Raw genomic sequence first — 18,756 nt, forward strand, 5'->3', positions numbered from 1 at the left:
TCTGACCCGGACATGATCTGGGCGGCGCGGGGGGCAGCGGACGCCTCCCGCCATCGGTACACCACCGACATGTGGGGGCACAGTTGCGGAAGAAATTCCATCGATCCCTTGCTGCCGGGGCCATCGCCGTCGCGATGGCCGCGGGCGCGGCCGTTCCGGCCGTCGCCACACCGGGCGGCTCCCAGGGGGGCATCGACTCCATCACCTCCGACGGCTCAGGGCTGCGCGTCACCCTCATCACGGGTGACCAGGTCGTCGTCGGGCAGGACGGCCAGGTCAGAGGCCTGATACGGGCCGAGGGCCGGGAGTCCATACCCGTCCAGCACCTCACCATCGCCGGCGACTCCTACGTCATCCCGCAGGACGCCCGCTCACTCATCCGGGCCGGGAGCCTGGACCAGCGGCTGTTCAACGTCAGCCGGTTGGCGACCGAGCGCTACCAGCAGGCCGGCGGGCTGCCGCTGATCGTCACCTACGGCGGCCAGGCCCGTACCCAGGACAGCGCCGCCTCCCTGCTCGCGGACGCCGCGCCACAGGGCTCCGAGGACAGCACCGTCCTGGAGTCCCTCAACGGCGAGGCGCTCGTCGTCACCGCCGAGGAGACCGCGGACGTGTGGGCCGCGCTCACCCGCACCACCGGCGGCGGGGAGGCGTTCGCGCTGACCGCCACGCCGGGCATCACCGCCATCGCCCTGGACGGCGTGGCGCACAAGACGCTGGCCGAGTCGGTGCCGCAGATCGGCGCGCCCGAGGCGTGGGAGGCCGGGTACGACGGCGAGGGCGTGAAGGTCGCCGTCGTCGACACCGGTGTCAGCGACGCCCACCCCGACCTCGCCGACGGCAAGGTCACCGCCGCCGAGAACTTCTCCGACTCGCCCGACGCCGTCGACCGCGACGGCCACGGCACCCACGTCGCCTCCACGGTGGCCGGCACCGGCGCGCACTCCGGCGGTACGTACACCGGTGTCGCCCCCGGCGCGGAGATCATCAGCGCCAAGGTGCTGGACGACAACGGCGGCGGCTGGGAGTCGGACATCATCGAGGGCATGGAGTGGGCCGTCGACCAGGGCGCCGACATCATCTCCATGAGCCTGGGCGGCCCGGCCGGCTTCGAGATCGACCCGATGGAGGAGGCCGTCAACCGGCTCTCCGCCGAGTCCGACGCGCTGTTCATCATCGCGGCCGGCAACTCCGGTCCGTTCGCCGGCAGCATCGGCTCGCCGGGCACCGCGGACGCCGCCCTCACCATCGGCGCCGTCGACAAGTCCGACCAGCTCGCCGACTTCTCCTCGGTCGGCCCGCGCACCCGCGACGGCGCGCTGAAGCCCGACGTCACCGCCCCCGGCGTCGACATCGCCGCCGCCGGTGCCCCCGACGCCGCCATCTGGCAGTACGGGGACCCGGTCGCCGACGGCTACGTCGCCATCTCCGGCACCTCGATGGCCACCCCGCACGCCTCGGGCGCCGCCGCGCTGCTCAAGCAGCAGCACCCCGAGTGGACCGGCGAGCAGCTCAAGGCCGTGCTCACCGGCTCCACCATCGGCGGCGAGGGCCTCTCGGCCACCCAGCAGGGCTCGGGCCGCATCGACGTGCCGTCCGCGATGGACGCCACGGTCATCGCCGAGACCACCTCGCTCAGCTTCGGCGTCGTGCCCTTCCCGCACGAGGAGGCCGACCCGGTCACCCAGGAGCTGACGTACCGCAACCTCGGTGACACCGAGGTCACCCTGGACCTCGCTCTGGAGACCCTCGACACGGAGGGCGGCGCCGCGCCGGAGGGCTTCTACACGCTCTCCGCCGACCAGGTGACCGTCCCGGCCGGGGGCACCGCCACCGTCGAGGTCACCGCACACACCGCGCTGGGCGACCAGTACGGCATCTACAGCGCGTACATCACCGCCACGGGTGACAACGGGCAGAGCGTCCGCACCGCCGGGGTCGTCGAGCGCGAGGCGGAGAAGTTCGACATCGCCCTGGACGTCACGGGCCGGGGCGGCGAGGCCGCCGAGTTCTACTTCGGCGACCTGTACAACCTGGACACCGATGAGTGGTTCGACATCTACGGCACCGCGCGGGTGCCCGAGGGCGAGTACGCCATCGCCGTCTCGGTGCTCGATGTCGACGACGCCCAGGAGAACATCAACGGCATCGACTGGCTGGTGGTCCCCGGTCTGACGGTGACCGAGGACACCGCCGTCAGCGTGGACGCCCGCGAGGCCGAGGAAGTGGTGTACGCCTCCCCGGACGACGCCGCCACGCAGCTCGACCTCGCGGCCGGCTTCCTGCTGGAGGGAGACGACTTCTCCCTGAACTCCGGCTGGTCCGCCAGCGGTCTGCCGGAGGGCTTCGGCACCGCGCAGCTGGGCGAGCCGGGCGAGGGCAACCGGATCTCCGGGTACGCCGGCACGGGCTGGGAGCGGGACGACGTCCAGTACCAGGGCGCGTACCTCCACGACGAGGGCTTCTTCACCGGGCTCCAGCTGCGGATCAAGCCCGAGGACCTCGCGGAGATCGTCACCCACCAGGGTTCCCCGGTCGAGGGCGACACCGGCGTGTTGTTCACCTGGGCCGATGCCGTGGGCTCGGCCAGCGGCTTCGAGAGGGAACTGCCCCGCACCACGCGCGTGTTCGTCGAGACCACCCACAGCGGCTGGGGGCAGGACCTGTGGACCTTCGGGTCCGACAGTTTCTACGAGGCCGAGGCACGCGACTACGAGGCCGGTGAGACCGTCGAACGCACCTTCAACGTCGGGGTGTTCGGCCCGATCGTGGACGGGGAGTACGGCGGCCTGGTCCGGGACGGCGACACCCTGTACGGCGCGCTGGTTCCCTTCGCGGACGGCGACGGCAACTTCGGCTACTCCTCGTACGACGAGGACAACGCCCGTACCGTCCTGTACCGCGACGGTGAGGAGTTCGCGGTCTTCGACGACATGCTGGACTACTCCTCCTTCGACCTGCCCGCCGAAGAGGCCGACTACGAGCTGGTGACCACCGTCAGCCGTGACCCGGCCCTCTTCCCGGTCACCACGGAGATCACCGCGTCCTTCACCTTCACCTCGGCGGGCGGCGCGGACGACGAGGTCGTCACCCTGCCGGCCTCCGGGGTCCGCTACTCCCCCGCCCTGGCGCTGGACTCCACCGCCCCGGCCGGTGAGAGCGGCTTCGCGGTGCCCTTCACCGTGCAGGGCTCGGGCGCCGGTGACGGGTCCTCCGTGGTGATCTCGTACTCCACCGACGGTGGCGAGACCTGGCTGGACGCGGCCGTCGCCGACGGCGCGATCACCGTGGACAACCCGGCGGCCGGCGGCTCCGTGTCACTGCGCGCCGAGGTCACCGACGCGGACGGCAACACCAGCACGCAGACGATCACCGACGCCTACCGCACCGCCTGATCGTCCCGCACCACGCAGGAAGGGGCGGCCCCCACCGGAGAGTTCCGGTGGGGGCCGCCCTTCGCCGACCGGCGAGGAGGGTTCCGGCGACCGCGACGACGGGTTTCCGGCACCCGGCCGGGGAGAGCTTCCGCGTTCCGCTGGTGATCCGGGGCGCGGCGCTGGACAATGGCGGTGGACTCGCTCACCGGCCTGACCGCCCCATGACCTGAGCGGCCCGCCCGGCTGGGGGCGGGCCGCTCAGCCAGGTCCGGGCTCACGGTCGCGCGGCTCAGCCGAAGCGGCCGGAGATGTAGTCCTCGGTGGCGCGCACGGTCGGGTTGGAGAAGATCCGGTCGGTGTCGCCGATCTCGATCAGCTTGCCCGGCTGGCCCACGGCCGCCAGGTTGAAGAACGCGGTACGGTCCGACACCCGCGCCGCCTGCTGCATGTTGTGGGTGACGATCACGATGGTGAAGGTCGACTTCAGCTGCCCGATGAGGTCCTCGATGGCGAGGGTGGAGATGGGGTCGAGCGCCGAGCACGGCTCGTCCATCAGCAGCACCTCGGGCTCCACCGCGGTGGCGCGGGCGATGCACAGCCGCTGCTGCTGACCGCCGGACAGGCCGGAACCGGGCTTGTTCAGCCGGTCCTTGACCTCGTTCCACAGGTTGGCGCCGCGCAGGTTCTTCTCCACGATCTCGTCCAGCTCGGACTTGCGGTACGAGCCGTTCAGCCGCAGCCCGGCCGCCACGTTGTCGTAGATGGACATGGTGGGGAACGGGTTGGGCCGCTGGAAGACCATGCCGACCGTACGGCGCACCGACACCGGGTCGACGCCGGGACCGTACAGATCCTCGTCGTCCAGCAGGACCTTGCCCTCGACCCGGCCGCCGGGGGTGACCTCGTGCATGCGGTTGAGGGTGCGCAGGAAGGTGGACTTGCCGCAGCCGGAGGGGCCGATGAACGCGGTCACCGACTTGGGCTCGACGTGCATGGAGATGTCGTCGATCGCCTTGTGGGCGCCGTAGTACGCGGTCAGGCCGGTGACATCGATGCGCTTGGCCATGGGGTGTACCTCCTACTCTCGGGTGGCCGGTCAGCGGCCGGTCTTCGGGGCCTTCCAGCGGGCGATGGCCCGGGCGACCAGGTTGAGGATCATGACGAAGGCGATCAGTACCAGGGCGGCGGCCCAGGCCCGGTCGTACGCGGACTCCGTGCCGAACGCCCACTGCTCGTAGACGAACAGCGGCAGCGAGGACTGGGCGCCTTCGAAGGGGTTGCCGTTGATCATGTTGTTGCCGAAGACCAGCAGGATGATCGGGGCGGTCTCGCCCGCGATCCGGGCCAGGGCCAGCATGATGCCGGTGGTGATGCCGCCGATGGCGGTGGGCAGCACGACCTTGAGGATGGTGCGCCACTTGGGGATGCCGAGCGCCAGGGAGGCTTCGCGCAGTTCGTTGGGGACGAGCTTGAGCATCTCCTCGGTGGAGCGGACGACGATCGGCATCATCAGGATCGACAGGGCGAGGGCGCCGGCGAAGCCGGAGTAGCCGAAGCCCATCATCATGATCCACATGGAGAGGATGAACAGACCGGCCACGATGGAGGGGATGCCGGTCATCACGTCCACGAAGAAGGTGATGGCGCGGGCGAGCCGGCCGGAGCCGTACTCCACGAGGTAGACGGCGGTGAGCAGGCCGATCGGTATGGCGATGACGGAGGCGAGCAGCACCTGTTCGACGGTGCCGAGCAGCGCGTGGTAGACGCCGCCGCCGTCCTGCCAGCTGAGCACGCCGTTCATGGAGTGGGTGAGGAAGTACCAGCTGACGCCGGGGATGCCGCGCGCGATGGTCTCCCACAGGAGGGAGGCGAGCGGGATGACGGCGACCAGGAAGCTGGTCCACACCAGGGAGGCGGCGAGCCGGTCGACGGCCTGGCGGCGGCCCTCGACGGCGGAGGTGACCGCGAAGCCGGCGGCGACGAAGACGAGGGCGGCGATCAGGCCCCACTGGGTCCGGCTGTCGAGCCCGGCGACCAGGCCGGTGGCGATGCCGATGGCGGCCGAGCCGAGCAGCAGCGCGCCGCGCGACCAGGCCGGCAGCCGGGGCTGCCGCAGGGTGGCGGGGCGTACGGAGCGGCGCGGGCGCGGCTCCTCGATCAGGGTGGTCTGGCTGTCACTCATGTCGCTGCCCTTTATTCGCTTCTCCGCCCGCGCGGCAACCTGCGGGCATCGCTGTCGACTGCGGCACGGCAGCCTCCCCCGGCCTCCGGCCGGGAGGTGCCCCCAATGCGTCACTCATGCGTTGGCCCCCGAGTACTCCTTGCGCCGGGCGATGATCAGCCGGGCGGCGCCGTTGACCAGCAGGGTCAGGATGAACAGCACCAGGCCGGAGGCGATCAGCGCGTCGCGGCCCATGGAGCCGGCCTCCTTGAACTGGCTGGCGATGTTCTGGGCGAAGGTGCCGCCGCCGGACTCCAGCAGGCTGGCGTTGATGAGGAAGCTGGGCGACAGGACGGTGGCCACGGCCATCGTCTCGCCCAGGGCCCGGCCCAGGCCGAGCATGGAGGCGCTGATGATCCCGGAGCGGCCGAAGGGCAGCACCGTCATCCGGATGACCTCCCAGCGGGTGGCGCCCAGCGCCAGGGCGGCTTCCTCGTGGGCCTTGGGGGTCTGCTTGAAGACTTCCCGGGTGACGCTGGTGATGATCGGCAGGATCATGATCGCCAGCAGGATGCCGACCGTCATCAGTGAGCGGGCGGGGGTGCCGTTGTACGCGAAGATCCCGGTCCAGCCGAAGAACTGGTCGAGCCAGTCGAACAGGCCGGTCATGTGCGGCACCAGGAACAGCGCGCCCCACAGGCCGTAGATGATGCTGGGCACGGCGGCCAGCAGGTCGACCACGTAGCCGATGGGGCCGGCGAGCCGGCGCGGCGCGTAGTGCGAGATGAACAGCGCGATCCCTATGGCCACCGGGACGGCGAGCGTCATGGCGATGACCGAGGAGACGACGGTGCCGAACAGCAGCACCGCGATGCCGAAGACCGGCGGCGAGTCGTTGGCGTTCCACTGGAAGGTGGTGAGGAAGTTGCCCTCGTTGTTCGAGATGGCGACGGCCGCGCGGATGGTGAGGAAGACGGCGATGGCCGCCATGATCACCAGGAGGGCGATCCCGGATCCCTTGGAGAGGTTGCTGAAGACCCGGTCACCGAGGCGCACCGTGTTCTTCCTGGGGGCGGCTTCGGGCATTCCCATGAGTTTTCCGCTCATATCGGCATCGGCTCACACGTCTCGGGTATCTCGGAGGTCGCACGGGGTCCGCGGGTCCCGGCGGTGGCGGGCGTACGTACAGCGTCGGCGGCGTTCACGTCAGGACATCCCCGCGACACGGTCGCGCACCTGCGCGATGATCCGGTCGGGGATCGGCGCGTAGTCGATCTCCGCGAGGGCGCCCTGTCCCTCGTCTCCGGCGGCGTAGCCGAGGAAGGCCTTGGTCAGATCGAGCGTGCCGGGGTTGTTCCCCTTGTCACAGATGATCTCGTACGTGACGAGAACGATCGGGTAGGCACCTGGCTCGCGAGTGGCGTAGTCGAGTTCGAGCGCGAGGTCGCCGCCCTCGCCGACGACCTCACCGGCGGCGATGGCGCTGGAGGCGTTCTCCACGGAGACCGCGACCGGCTCGGGCGCGCCGGTGTCGATGCTGACCGTGCTGATGTTGTTCTGGTGCGCGTAGGACAGCTCGAAGTACGAGATGGCCCCGGCGTTCTGCTGCACCATGCCGACCAGGCCCGAGGAGCCGTCGGCGGCCTGGCCGCCCTTGCCCTTCCAGTTCTTGCCCGGCTCGTAGGGCCACTGCTGGGGCGCGGAGCCGTTCAGGTACTGGGTCAGGTTGTCGGTGGTGCCCGAGCCGTCCGACCGGTGGAAGGGGGTGATCGGGAGGTCGGGCAGGGTGACGCCCGGGTTGAGCGCGGCGATCGCCGGGTCGTTCCAGCGGGTGATGCCGGAGTCGAAGACGCGCGCCAGGGTGGGGGCGTCCAGCACGAGGTCCTCGACGCCCGGCAGGTTGTAGCCGATGGCGATGGGGCCGGCGGCCATCGGCAGGTGGATGCCCTGCCCGCCGTCCGCGCACACCGCGCGGGAGGCGGCCAGCTCCTCGTCGCTCATGACCGAGTCGGAGCCGGCGAAGGCGGTGCGGCCCTGGAGGAACTCCTGGATGCCGGCGCCGGAACCGGTCGCCTTGTAGTTGATCTGGCTGTCGTCACAATTCGCCTGGTAGGTGTTCACCCACACCTCCATGGCGTTGGCCTGCGCACTGGAGCCCGAGGCGAGCAGCGAGCCGCGGGGCCCGCACTCGAGATGATCGGCCGAGAAGTCCACCGCGCCCGGCAGCCCGGAGTTGTCATCGGTACCGCAGGCGGCAGTGAGGAGCAGAGCGCTGGTGACCAGGGCCGCTGCGGCGCCAAGCTTCACTGTCGTTCAGTCCTTCCGGGAGACGTCCGAGACCGAAAGTAAGCAGAGCAGATGAAGCGACTGAAGGTCATAAGTGAACAGAAAATGAACCCCACAGGGCAGCCCGGTGGACCGGACGCCACCCCATGTCACCCGGGAGGTGCACGATACTGCCAGGCAGACGGCGCATTCGTTACGCTATACCCATCGGGGGTATACGGCCGCAGGGAAGGACGATCATGACCACGACCGAGGAGACGCCCGTACCGGCCACCGTGGGTCCCCATGGCTACAGCAAGGACAAGGACGCCCACCTCAAACGGCTGCGCCGCATCGAGGGCCAGGTCCGCGGCCTGCAGCGGATGGTCGACGAGGACGTCTACTGCATCGACATACTGACGCAGGTCTCCGCCTCCACCAAGGCGCTCCAGTCCTTCGCGCTCCAGCTGCTGGAGGAGCACCTGCGGCACTGCGTGGCGCACGCCGCCCAGGAGGGCGGGCCCGAGATCGACGCCAAGGTCGAGGAGGCCACCGCCGCGATCGCCCGTCTGCTGCGCACCTGACACCTGACACCGGAACGCGGTGCCACCGGCGGCGCCGCTCCCGGCCGCGCGCCGCACGGCATGCCCGTACCCCGCCGCGTAGCTCCCCTACGTCACCTTGGCGGTGGCGCCGTTCACCTTCGCGGGCCCATGCCCCGGCCGGGCGGGGCCCCAGACCGGGACTCCGCGTCCGGGCCGGCCCCGACGGGCTCCGCTCAGCCCACCGCGCCCGTGTAGAGGTCCTCCGGCACCGGCAGGGACACCGTCACCGGCGTCCCGAAGCCGGAGAACTCCACCGTGGACGCCACATCGACCCCCTCCAGGCCCCGCTCACTCCCCAGACTGAACTGATGCCGGATCTTGCGCGGCAGCCCGTCCGCGCCCAGATACGCGTCGAACGGCACCACCGGGTCCGCGAACCCCGCCAGCGCGGCCACCAGCTGCTCGCCCGCGGGACCCGACGCCTCCCGCGCGGCCACCACCAGATCCGTCACCCCCCGCAGGTGCCGCACCCACTCACCGTTCAGCTCCAGCTCCGGCAGCTCCCGCACGCTCACCACCCCGCGCAGCAGCTCGGCCGCCAGCAGCGGATCCGTGGCGCCGTTGGCCACCAGATTGCCGTCCGTGAGCGTGGTGACATCGACCCGCACCCACTTGTCGGCCGGCACCCCGGCGCCCCGGTTCTTCATGTACAGCGCGCCCGGGGTGAACACCTCCGTCACCGGAGGCACCGCACCGGCCGGAATCTCCAGCGGCAGCGTCACCCGCAGTTCACCGGAGCGCGTCACGAAGTCATAGCCGCCCTCGCCGCGGATCGTCACCCGGGTACCGCCCGAGGTCATCTCCATCGCCGTCGCCACCAGCGAGCTGCCCGCGCCCGCCAGCACCTCCGGCAGCTGCCGCACCGTCTCCCGGGCCTGCCGCGTCCCGGCGTCTTCCTCCGCCGCCTCACCCGTCCCCGTGCACCCGCAGACCGCGAGCAGCAGGGCGGCCAGCGAGGCGATTCTGCCCACCATGGCCTGCCTAACGACGCGGACGGCCACTCGTTACCGTGGGAAGGTGCACGAAGCGAGCCAGAACGATCAGGTCCGGCACGAGGTCACCCTGAACGAACGCGGACCGTTCGTCGCCCCCCGATGCAGCTGCGGCTGGTACGGCCCGGCCCGGCGCTCCCGGCCACTGGCACGCGACGAGGCCGCCGCCCACACGGCGACGGCCCGTTCCGCCTGAGAGATCAGGTGGAACGGGCCGTCGAAAACCTTCGGCAGCGGACGCAAAGGCCCCGGCTAGGCGGCGGTCACCCCGCGCCGGGCCCGCGCCCGGTGCCTGCCACCCCCGTCGTCCCCGCCCTGCTCGCCACCGGAACCGTCGGCACCGTCGGAGCTCCCCTGTTCCCGCTCCCGGTCCGGTCGTACGTCCTCGCCGACCGCGATCCAGCCGAGCAGCCTGGTACCGGCCAGCACCCGCACCAGCGGGGTCAGCGCGTACAGCGCCAGCGGCGACAGCAGCAGCGCCACCGCCGTGGCCAGCGCGAAACCGGCCAGCACATCGGTGGGGTAGTGGACGGCGGTGAAGACCCGGCCGAAGCCCTGGACGAAGGCCAGCACGATCGCCGCGATCCCGATCTTGCGGTGTACCAGCAGCAGCCCCACGGCGATCGCCATGGCGCCGGCGGAGTGGTCACTGACGAACGACCAGCCCGTCTTGCCCTCGACCAGCACATGCAGGTCCGGATGGTCGATGAACGGCCTCGGCCGCGCCACGAAACTGCTGATCGGCTGGTTGATCAGCCAGGAGACCCCGGCCGCGCCCAGCGCCCAGGAGACCCCGGCCACCGCCTGCGCGGAGCCGGCCCTGGAGCGCACCAGGAACCAGGTGCCCAGCACCGCGAGCACCAGGCCGATGGCGAAGCCGTACTCCACCAGGAAGGTCACGGCGTCGGATACCCAGCCGGGCAGGCTGTCGGCATAGCCGTTGATCTTGTAGAGAAGATCGACATCGATGTCGGGGTTGTCGAGTCCAGCCATGTGCCGTTACGGCCCCTTCATGATGTCGTCGTGGGGGTGGAGGGGAGAGCCCGCGTACCCGTCCAGGAAACGGCATGTTCCGCGCCTGGAGTTCCGATGTCCCCGAAAGAGCACCACAGCGTTACCGAAGAGAGACGCCCGTGGTGTGACGGAGCGCGACCGTAAGACTACTACCCGGCCGTGGGCCGCGTCGCGCCGAAATAATCGGCCGAATCGATGGGGTCGAAGCGGATCTCGGCGCCAGTGTACGGGGCGTCGATCATGTAGCCGCCGCCCACATAGATCCCCACATGGTGGATGCTGCGCGAGTCCGTCAGGTCGTTGGCGAAGAACACCAGGTCACCCGGCAACAGCTCGTCGCGTTCCGGATGCGGGCCGCTGGCCCACTGGTCGTTGGCCACCCGCGGCAGCTCGATCCCCACCGCCTCGTAGGCCGCCTTCGTCAGCCCCGAGCAGTCGAACCGCCCGTCGTGCTCCGGGGTGCCGTTGCCGCCCCACAGATAGGGGGTGCCGAGCTGCTCCTGCGCGAAGTGCACCGCCCCGGCCGCCAGCTCGGACGGCGCGAGCCGCCGCTGGTCCTCCGGCGGCGCCGCGAAGCTCTCCTCGGCGGCGCGGATGATCCGCACGTAGTTCTGCGTCTCCGTGTACGGGGGCACGCCGCCGTACTGGATCACCGCGTACGGGCCGGCGTTGTAGGCGGCGAGCATGTTCTCGACCGGATCGCCGGGCACATCGCGCACGTAGGAGGCCAGCGAGCAGTTGTAGGTGGCGGCCGACGGGATGGCGTCCTCGGGGTCCCACACATCGGCGACCCCGTCACCGTTGGCGTCGATGCCGTGCACCGCCCAGGTGCCCGGGATGAACTGCGCTATCCCCTGCGCCGCCGCGTGGGACTGGGCGCTCGGATTCCAGCCACTTTCCTGGTTGAGCTGGGCGGCGAGCAGCGCGGGCGACAGTTCGTCGCACAGGTTCCCCCACTCCTGCACCAGATCCTCGTACGCGGCCGGCACAGCGTTCTTGGCGAGCTTCCCGCCGTTCTTGCCCGCGCCCCCGACGATCCCGGCAGCGGCGCTGTACACCCCGACCACCAGCAGCGCCACGAACAACGCCAGGCCCCCCAGCCCCAGCCCGCCGACCAGCGCGACCTTGCGCATCTCCCACCGCTCCCCTCGATCTCCCCCCAGTCTGCCCGGCGTTTCCCCGAACACAACCGCCATGGAACGTACTTCGGTCAGTGTGGCGTGGCACAATCGCAAGCGGAGAGCGAGTATCGAACAGCACAGAGCCAGTTGGGCGGTGAACCCGGATGTTCCTTGCGGCGGACTCAGAGGACATCACTGAACTCATCGGCGGAATCGCCCCGGACTGGGGCCCGTTCGCCACGGTCGGTGATGAGGCACGGACGATGGTCCAGGTCATCATGGCGCTCGCCATCCTGATCTGCCTGGGCATCGCGATCTGGGGGGCGGCCAAGCAGCGGATCGGATCCACCGCCATGCGGGACTCCTTCAGCGCCGAACAGGGCAAGGGCCTGATCGTGGCCGGACTGACCGGGGTGTTCATCATCGGATCCCTCGGCACCCTGTTCACCATCATCTACGGCATGGCGGTCTAGCCGCGATGCTCCGTGCGCCGGCCGTGGCGGCGGCCCTGGCTCTCGCCCTGGCCGCCCTGACCACGGCCTGCGCCGGCGGCCCGGCCCAGAACCGGGCCGAACAGGTCGCACGGGCCCAGCCCGCGCCCCAGGAGCCGCCACCGGACGACGGGGCCCCCGGCGAAGGCCCGGACGGCGGGCCCGGCGGGGAACAGCCGGAGGATCCCCCGGTCGTCATAGCCCCGCCCCACGGCTCGGTGGCGATAGCGGAGACGATCGCCGAGGACCTCCCCGAGGGCCTGCGCCACGCCGCCCCCCTCCCGGACGGCTCCCTGCTGCTGACACCGGACACGGGCGGCACCGTCTACCACCTGAACCCGGTCAGCGGCACCGTGACACAGGCCGGCGAGATAGAGACCACCGCGGACGAGACGACCATCGTCGACATCGCCACGTGGGAGGAGTCCGTCTACATCGCCTACGAGGGCGCCGAGAACAACCGCATCTCCCGCTACACCTACGAGGCGGGCACCCTGCGCCCCAGCGGCTCCGCCGCCGCCCGCGACCTGCCGCGCGGCGCGGGCCTGATGGCCTTCGGCCCGGACGGCATGCTGTACACCAGCACCGGACCGGCCGGCGAGATCCTGCGCATCGACCCCGCCCGCCCCGCGGCCACCGCCGCCATCTCCACCGGCCACACCGACCTGCGCGGCCTGGCCTGGGACCTGATGGGCCAGCTGTGGACGATCGACCCCGGCAACGGCACCACCACCGACGTGCTGCCCATCACCCCCGAGAACCCCCTCCCCCCGGCCGACACCACGGTCCCGGCCACGGAGAACCCCACCGACCTCACCCAGATCGCCGGCTCCCTGTGGATGACCACCGAAACCGGCACCCTGTGGCGCTACCCCCTCCCCAACGCCACCCCCGAGCCCTTCCTCACCAACGACCTGGGCGCCCTGCACGCCATCCTCCCCACCCCGGACGGCGAGGACCTCTACCTGCTCACCGAGACCAGCGTGCTGCGCCTGACCGTCACCTGACGGAAGGCACCGGGGGGTTCACGTCACCCGGGCGTCGCGGGACCGGCCCCGCCCCGGGTGGGTGCGCCGGGCGGCGGAGGATTCGGGAGCGGTGATGAGGACCACCGCGATGACGCCGAGAGCGAGTAGCGCCGCGCTGGGGGCGAGCCACAGCGGGCCGGCGCCGGCGAGGACGGCACCGCCGATTCCGGCGCCCATCGCGGCGCCGATGTGGTTCATCGCCCCGCTGAGGCTCAGGGCGATCACGGCGACGTCGCCGCCCGCGACGAAGACCCGGTTCTGCTGGGGGATGACCAGGGACAGGGCCGTCATGCCCAGGATGAACAGGACGGCCAGGGTGGGCAGGAACCAGTGCTGTACCGCGGCGAGGAGCAGGGAGTTCAGGGCGACGACGCCGAGACCGGCGACGATCACCGCGACCGCCGTGAAGCGGTCGGCGAACCGGCCGATCACCCGGGTGCCGGCGAAGACCCCGGCTCCGTAGAGCAGCAGGGCGATCATGATGGCCGTGCCGTCGCCGGGCGAGCTGATGCCCACCACCGCCGAGACGTACGAGCCGAGGAGGTACTGCGGCGCGATCAGCAGCGCGCTGACCACGAGCAGCGCCAGGATGCGCGGATTCACCAGCACCGCGAGCCGGGCGCGCATCGTGGTGGCCGGCAAGGTCACCGACGGCACGAACAGGCCGGCCAGCACCGCCGCGACCGCGGCCATCGCGGCGATGGTCCACAACGTTCCGCGCCACCCCCACAGCTGGCCGATCAAAAGCCCGATGGGCATGCCGAGGACGGCGGCCAGGCCGGCGCCCGCGGCGATCATGGCGAAGGCCCGGGAGCGGCGGCCGGGCGGCGCGAGGACTCCGGCGACGGCGAAGGCGTTGGCCTGGAAGGCGGCGGCGCCGAGCGCGGCGACGATCTGCCCGGTCATGACGACGCCGTAGGTGGGCCCGGCGGCTTGGAGCACCATGCCGAGCAGGAACACCACCATGCCCGTACAGATGACGAGGCGGCGGTCCAGCTGCCCGGTGAGGGTCGCGATGATCGGCGAGCCGACGGCGTAGGCGACGCCGAACGCGGTCATCAGCTGTCCCGCCGCCGCCACGCTCACCGAGAGATCCGCGGCCACCTCGGGCAGCAGACCGGGCAGCACGAACCCGTCGATGGCGAGCACGAACGCGCCCACGGACAGGATCACCAGGCGCGAGGTCACGGACGGGTTCATGGATGGCAGACCGGGTCCGCGCCGGTTCCGGCGTCCGGGGTGGGGTGGCATCCGCTGGTGGTGTCGCGGGGCAGCGGCAGGTCGAGCGCCGGGTTCCGGTCGAAGAACCCGGCCGGCCGCAGGTGCACCGAGGCCGTCGTCACCGGCATGACGGGCCAGTCCTCGGGCCGGACGACATGGTGGGCGATGAAGGTGTGCCAGACCACGATGTCGGTGTCGCGGACGTTCTCGTCGCCGGCGGTGTAGCGGGGCAGCCCTTCACCCGGCGGGCTCTGGAACGGGTAGTCCCCGGCGGCGAACAGCTCCCCCTCCCGGTAGGGCGTCACCCACAGGTGCTTGGTCGCGAACCGGGCCCGGCCGAGCATGGGGCTGTCGGGGTGCAGCAGCGGCAGCACCCCGGACTGGGGGATCAACTGGTAGCCGACCGGCTGGCCGTGGGCGTTGCGCACACCCTCGTTCTGGATCGTCCAGGTTCGCGCGACCGAGGCGTCGGCGACGCGCTGGGCCCCCAGTTCGCGCTCCAGGTGGGTGGTGTGCACGGTCCAGGCGTTCCCGAGGGGATTGTCCGGGCCGAGCGGGGCGGGCCGGGAGTCGCACTCCACGACGGAGTTGAGGTCGCCGTCCACGGCCATGTCCAGCCGCACGTTGAACGCGTGCTGATGGTGCGGCCCGTAGACCCCGGGCGCGACCACGGTGCCCGAGGAGGGCACCTGGCCGGCTGACACGCCGCCCGTGGAGATGATGCCGGTGAGCTTGACCTCGAACTCCACGCTGCCGTCGGTGTGGAAGTACCAGAAGAATCCGTAGTCGTAGTTCTCCAGTGTGGAGAACGAGGAGACGACCAGGCGGCGGCCGCGGCGGACATCGGTGGTGGTCTCCTGGAAGCCCTCGCTGTGCCCGGTGTGCTTCCAGGCGATGCCGGTGTCCTCCTCGTGGATGCAGATCGCGTTCTCGATGACGGAGGGGCTGCCGTCCCAGTCGGCGCAGACTCCGTCGAGGTAACGGATCTCTCCGAGGCAGTCGCAGCCCAGCACCAGGGAGTTCGCGAGCTTCCCCAGACCCGCCTCGCCCTCGTCGAACACCGCCTTGTTGCGGTGCAGGGGCGCGGGGTCGCCGTAGGGGACCCACATCTCCGAGAGCGAGGCGCGGTGGATGACCGAACGCCGGCGGCCCCGGTCGTCGTAGCCGATCTGGTGGAGCACCAGTCCCTCACGGTCGTTGAAGCCGACCCGCATCGACCAGTTCTGCCACCGCAGCAGATGACCGTCCAGGGTAAAACTGGGGCCGTCGGGCTGGGTGATGTCCAGCCGGCGTACGCCTTCGCGGGTGGCCTGCCGCGGGCCGTGGCGCCCGTCGTCCTCGCCGACCGGTACCCGGGCGACATCCTCGACCCGCAGGACCTCGGCGGTATCGAGATCGGCCGTGACGACCACCCCTTCCAGCGGGCGGGCGAACGGATTGTCGTCCTGGGTGGGACGCAGGAACGTCAGCGCCTTGGTCACCCGGCGGTGCGCGTAGTCGTCGCGCTCGTCGTGGTAACCCGGCGGCCACGGATGGACCTCGATCACGGCGGGGTCGGTCAGACCGCGGCGGCTCATGGCGGCCAGCCACTCGGGGTCCTTCTTGATGGCGGCGACGACATCCTGGAAGTCCGCGCTCTGCATGCGCGGGCGCTGCCCGATCCGGTCCACCGTGGAGACCACCGTGCCGCCGGTCAGCGACACCCGCGCCTCGCGGACCAGACGGTGCTCGCGGTCGTAGAGCACGACCTGTGCCTCCCGGTCGGGAAGCGCGCCGCCGCCGGCGTGGTCCTTGAGCACCTGCTTGCCCGGCTCGGCCAGCGCGATGGACGAGAAGTGCGTCCGGTCGGTGAAAACGGGGTGTGCGCGGACGATCTCGCCGACCCGGGTGATCTCCTCGGCGGTCAGCGGGTCGAGGGGATGCTGCGGGCTCACGCGGTCACCCTTCCGTGCTCGGGGCGGCGGGCGCCAGGTGATCGGGGCCGGTGATGCCCAGGCGGCGCATCGCGGTCCCGGTCAGTGCTTCGCGGGCGGCGCGGTTGGCCAGCAGGCAGGTGATCTCGCTCTTGTCGTCGAAGGGCGGGGAGACCTCGACGATGTCCATGCCGACGATGCCGACCTCGGAGGACAGCCGGCGGACCGCGCGCAGGATCTCGTTGCTGGTCAGTCCGCCCGGTTCCGGTGTGCCGGTACCCGGGGCGTAGGCGGGGTCGGCGACGTCGATGTCCAGCGAGAGGTAGAGGTGGTCGGCCTGGTCGAGGGCCTCGTCCACGGCGCGCTGCAGGACGTGGTCGAACCCGAAGCGCTCGATCTCGGCCATGAAGTGCGTGCGCATCCGCTGTTCCTTCATCCAGTCCAGGGTCTCCGGGTCGGGCCAGTAGCCGCGCAGGCCGACCTGAACGAAGTTCGAGCCGGGCACGGCTCCGGACTCGATGAGCTTGCGCATGGGGGTGGCGTGGCTGGCCAGGCTCTGCGGGGCGTCGGCGCCGGTGTCAGCGTGGGCGTCGAAGTGGACGATGCCGACCTTGCCGTAACCCCAGTGGTCGGCGACGGCCGTGGCACAGGGCCAGGTGATCGCGTGGTCCCCGCCCAGGATGAGGGGAATCGCGCCGGATTCGACGATGGTGCCGACGAACTTGCGGATGCCCTCGAAGGTGACGGGGGTGTTCCCGACGCTGATCGGCGCGTCGCCGTAGTCGCAGCAGTTGAGCACCTCGAACGCGTCCACGCCGGTTTCCAGGCTCAGTTGGGGCCGGCCGTAGCCGGCCTGGTGATCCGCCGAGCGGATCACCATCGGGCCGTGGTTGGTGCCGCTGCGACCACTGGTGGTCGAGTCCCACGGCACGCCGCAGACCGCGACATCGATCTCGCCGGCGGCGAGGTCCTCGGGGGTCAGGCAGACCGGGAGCTTGGCGAAGGTCTGGATGCCCGAGTAGCCGCCCTCGTAGCGCCGGTTGACGTGGATGGGTCCGGGCTTGCGGTCCTTGTTGTAGTCGTCGACGGCCTCATGTCCTTCGAGGCCCGCCCCCAGTCGCGGCGGCTGCGACCAGAACCCTTCGGGCCACCTCGCGTGGTGGTGGTCGTGGGCGTGCTGGTCGGCGTGGTCGGGGCTGTCGTGTGTGCCGGTCATGAGGGGTCTCCGGGACGGTCGGTGCGGCCGTGGTCGAGGGCGTCGGGGTGGAGCCAGTCGCGCTGGGTCAGGCCCAGACGTCGCATGGCCATTCCGGTCAGGGTGTGGTGCAGGGTGCGGTGGGCCAGCAGCGTGGTGATCTGGCCCGAGTTGTCGTACTGCGGGCTGAGTTCGACGAGTTCGACGCCGGCGAGATCGACCTCGGCACCGATGCGGCGGGCAGCGCGCAGCAGGGCGGTGCTGCGCAGCCCGCCCGGTTCGGGGCTGCTCGTGCCGGGGGCGTACATCGGGTCGGCCACGTCGATGGAGATCGACAGGTAGTGGCGGGCGGGTGCTCCGGGAGCGGTGGCCCCGGCGATCACCCGGTCGATGACGGTGTCGATGCCGTGCTGATCGACCGCTGCCGCCGGGTGGACGCGTACCCCGTTGTCGTGCAGCCAGGACCGCAGCCCCGCGCTGGTGTCGAAGCCGCGGGCGCCGAGCTGGATCACGTGCTCGGCACGGATCACGCCCGCGGCGACGGCGCGGCGCAGCGCGCTGCGGGCGGCGCCCATCTGCCAGCCCTGGACCGGTTCCATGGCGGTGTGCGCGCCCAGGTGGATGACCCCGACCTCGCCGTGGCCGAGGTGGTCGGCCACCGCGGTCAGGCAGGGCCAGGTGATGCCGTGGTCGCCACCCAGCACCAGCGGGCGGGCACCGGCCTCAAGGATGGTGGTGACGAACTTGCGGATGTCCTCGAAGGTCTCCGGGGTGTTGCCCGAGGCGGTCGGGGCGTCGCCGTAGTCCGCGCAGCGCAGCACTTTGAAGGGGTCCACCCGGGTGTGCAGGTCGGGCAGGGCGAACTCCTGGGTGGAGTTCATCCCGCTGGTGCGCAGCGCGACGGGCCCGCGCCGGGCCCCGCTGCGACCGGTGCCGGTGGCGTCCCAGGGCACCCCGCACGCGGCGATGTCGATCTCGCCGGCCACCAGGTCCTCGGGGGTCAGGCAGAGCGGGAGGCCCATGTAGCTCTGCACGCCCGACCGGCCGTACTCGTAGGCCCGTTGCACATAGATGGGCCCGGGCGGCCGGTCCTGGTTGTAGTGGTCGACCGCGCCGTGGTCCTCGGTGCCCGTGCCGAGGTACGGCCGGGCCGCCCGCATAGAGGCGCCCCATTCGGGCGCGCCCGGCTCTGTCATGCCGGGGCCGAACGCCGCTGGGCCCCGGGGCAGAACATGCCGGAGCCTCGTTTCGCGCGCATGGACAGCCGGCCGGCCACGGTTTCGCGGCCGGTGCTTTGCGGCTCCGTCCAACTCGCTTTGGATACTTGCCGGTAAGGGTGCGCGAAGCCTGAATGAGATGGGGTCACGTACTGA

General features: G+C 71.0%; 16 protein-coding genes. 5 read left to right on the forward strand and 11 right to left on the reverse strand.

Going from position 1 to position 18,756, the window contains the following annotated elements; genetic code table 11:
- Positions 1-134 precede the first annotated feature (134 nt).
- The gene (locus tag H7827_RS12720; protein WP_432745080.1) at positions 135-3,395 is read left to right on the forward strand and encodes a S8 family peptidase; all 3,261 of its coding nucleotides are present in this window, start codon (positions 135-137) and stop codon (positions 3,393-3,395) included.
- Positions 3,396-3,666: 271 nt separating this feature from the next.
- Here the strand turns inward: H7827_RS12720 and pstB are convergent, their stop codons facing one another.
- The 4 genes from pstB to pstS form a co-directional block, all read right to left on the reverse strand.
- Positions 3,667-4,443 carry a phosphate ABC transporter ATP-binding protein PstB gene (pstB, locus tag H7827_RS12725; protein WP_030729812.1) on the reverse strand — a complete coding sequence of 259 codons (777 nt, stop codon included), beginning with the start codon at positions 4,441-4,443 and terminating at the stop codon, positions 3,667-3,669.
- A gap of 30 nt (positions 4,444-4,473) precedes the next feature.
- Positions 4,474-5,559 (reverse strand): phosphate ABC transporter permease PstA, encoded by a 1,086-nt coding sequence (pstA, locus tag H7827_RS12730; RefSeq protein WP_386534973.1) that lies wholly within the window; start codon positions 5,557-5,559, stop codon positions 4,474-4,476.
- A gap of 114 nt (positions 5,560-5,673) precedes the next feature.
- Entirely contained in the window at positions 5,674-6,630 is a 957-nt protein-coding gene (pstC, locus tag H7827_RS12735) for a phosphate ABC transporter permease subunit PstC (RefSeq protein ID WP_386534970.1), read from the reverse strand.
- A gap of 114 nt (positions 6,631-6,744) precedes the next feature.
- A complete protein-coding gene (gene pstS / locus H7827_RS12740) occupies positions 6,745-7,845 on the reverse strand; it encodes a phosphate ABC transporter substrate-binding protein PstS (protein ID WP_432745083.1) in 1,101 nt (366 codons plus the stop codon).
- Between the two features lie 218 nt (positions 7,846-8,063).
- Here pstS and H7827_RS12745 point away from each other — a divergent pair, with 218 nt between their 5' ends.
- Entirely contained in the window at positions 8,064-8,387 is a 324-nt protein-coding gene (locus H7827_RS12745; protein WP_386534965.1) for a metal-sensitive transcriptional regulator, read from the forward strand.
- Positions 8,388-8,581: 194 nt separating this feature from the next.
- Here the strand turns inward: H7827_RS12745 and H7827_RS12750 are convergent, their stop codons facing one another.
- A complete protein-coding gene (locus tag H7827_RS12750; protein ID WP_432745085.1) occupies positions 8,582-9,382 on the reverse strand; it encodes a hypothetical protein in 801 nt (266 codons plus the stop codon).
- A 43-nt stretch (positions 9,383-9,425) separates the two neighbouring features.
- Between H7827_RS12750 and H7827_RS12755 the strand changes: the two genes are divergently transcribed.
- The gene (locus tag H7827_RS12755; protein ID WP_168222771.1) at positions 9,426-9,596 is read left to right on the forward strand and encodes a hypothetical protein; all 171 of its coding nucleotides are present in this window, start codon (positions 9,426-9,428) and stop codon (positions 9,594-9,596) included.
- 56 nt (positions 9,597-9,652) lie between these two features.
- Here the strand turns inward: H7827_RS12755 and H7827_RS12760 are convergent, their stop codons facing one another.
- Positions 9,653-10,393, reverse strand: coding sequence for a phosphatase PAP2 family protein (locus H7827_RS12760; protein ID WP_386534957.1), 741 nt, complete (start codon positions 10,391-10,393; stop codon positions 9,653-9,655).
- 170 nt (positions 10,394-10,563) lie between these two features.
- Positions 10,564-11,547, reverse strand: coding sequence for an NlpC/P60 family protein (locus H7827_RS12765; protein WP_030729826.1), 984 nt, complete (start codon positions 11,545-11,547; stop codon positions 10,564-10,566).
- Positions 11,548-11,699: 152 nt separating this feature from the next.
- Here H7827_RS12765 and H7827_RS12770 point away from each other — a divergent pair, with 152 nt between their 5' ends.
- Complete coding sequence (locus H7827_RS12770) at positions 11,700-12,008, forward strand: hypothetical protein (protein WP_030729828.1); 309 nt, start codon at positions 11,700-11,702, stop codon at positions 12,006-12,008.
- A 5-nt stretch (positions 12,009-12,013) separates the two neighbouring features.
- Positions 12,014-13,033 (forward strand): PQQ-dependent sugar dehydrogenase, encoded by a 1,020-nt coding sequence (locus H7827_RS12775; protein WP_432745089.1) that lies wholly within the window; start codon positions 12,014-12,016, stop codon positions 13,031-13,033.
- An 18-nt stretch (positions 13,034-13,051) separates the two neighbouring features.
- Here H7827_RS12775 and H7827_RS12780 read toward each other — a convergent pair whose 3' ends face one another.
- Genes H7827_RS12780 through H7827_RS12795 form a run of 4 tightly spaced genes read right to left on the reverse strand, consistent with a single transcriptional unit; the run spans position 13,052 to position 18,579 of the window.
- Entirely contained in the window at positions 13,052-14,242 is a 1,191-nt protein-coding gene (locus H7827_RS12780; protein ID WP_432745091.1) for an MFS transporter, read from the reverse strand.
- A gap of 8 nt (positions 14,243-14,250) precedes the next feature.
- The gene (locus tag H7827_RS12785; RefSeq protein ID WP_432745093.1) at positions 14,251-16,209 is read right to left on the reverse strand and encodes a primary-amine oxidase; all 1,959 of its coding nucleotides are present in this window, start codon (positions 16,207-16,209) and stop codon (positions 14,251-14,253) included.
- A 4-nt stretch (positions 16,210-16,213) separates the two neighbouring features.
- Positions 16,214-17,404, reverse strand: coding sequence for an agmatinase (gene speB, locus H7827_RS12790; RefSeq protein ID WP_386534946.1), 1,191 nt, complete (start codon positions 17,402-17,404; stop codon positions 16,214-16,216).
- Complete coding sequence (locus H7827_RS12795) at positions 17,401-18,579, reverse strand: agmatinase family protein (protein ID WP_432745096.1); 1,179 nt, start codon at positions 18,577-18,579, stop codon at positions 17,401-17,403. The genes speB and H7827_RS12795 overlap by 4 nt, the downstream gene beginning before the upstream one ends.
- Between the last annotated feature and the right edge of the window lie 177 nt (positions 18,580-18,756).

This window comes from Streptomyces sp. JH002 (genome assembly GCF_050916115.1).
GTDB lineage: Bacteria > Actinomycetota > Actinomycetes > Streptomycetales > Streptomycetaceae > Streptomyces > Streptomyces xiamenensis.

Excerpts from the sequence above, each read along its gene's own strand:
- H7827_RS12770 (WP_030729828.1), top strand. The coding sequence starts at position 11,700 with ATGTTCCTTGCGGCGGACTCAGAGGACATCACTGAACTCATCGGCGGA.
- H7827_RS12775 (WP_432745089.1), top strand. The coding sequence starts at position 12,014 with ATGCTCCGTGCGCCGGCCGTGGCGGCGGCCCTGGCTCTCGCCCTGGCC.
- pstA (WP_386534973.1), bottom strand. The coding sequence starts at position 5,559 with ATGAGTGACAGCCAGACCACCCTGATCGAGGAGCCGCGCCCGCGCCGC.
- pstB (WP_030729812.1), bottom strand. The coding sequence starts at position 4,443 with ATGGCCAAGCGCATCGATGTCACCGGCCTGACCGCGTACTACGGCGCC.
- H7827_RS12750 (WP_432745085.1), bottom strand. The coding sequence starts at position 9,382 with ATGGTGGGCAGAATCGCCTCGCTGGCCGCCCTGCTGCTCGCGGTCTGC.
- H7827_RS12745 (WP_386534965.1), top strand. The coding sequence starts at position 8,064 with ATGACCACGACCGAGGAGACGCCCGTACCGGCCACCGTGGGTCCCCAT.
- pstC (WP_386534970.1), bottom strand. The coding sequence starts at position 6,630 with ATGGGAATGCCCGAAGCCGCCCCCAGGAAGAACACGGTGCGCCTCGGT.
- H7827_RS12760 (WP_386534957.1), bottom strand. The coding sequence starts at position 10,393 with ATGGCTGGACTCGACAACCCCGACATCGATGTCGATCTTCTCTACAAG.
- speB (WP_386534946.1), bottom strand. The coding sequence starts at position 17,404 with ATGACCGGCACACACGACAGCCCCGACCACGCCGACCAGCACGCCCAC.
- H7827_RS12765 (WP_030729826.1), bottom strand. The coding sequence starts at position 11,547 with ATGCGCAAGGTCGCGCTGGTCGGCGGGCTGGGGCTGGGGGGCCTGGCG.
- H7827_RS12720 (WP_432745080.1), top strand. The coding sequence starts at position 135 with ATGGCCGCGGGCGCGGCCGTTCCGGCCGTCGCCACACCGGGCGGCTCC.
- H7827_RS12795 (WP_432745096.1), bottom strand. The coding sequence starts at position 18,579 with ATGACAGAGCCGGGCGCGCCCGAATGGGGCGCCTCTATGCGGGCGGCC.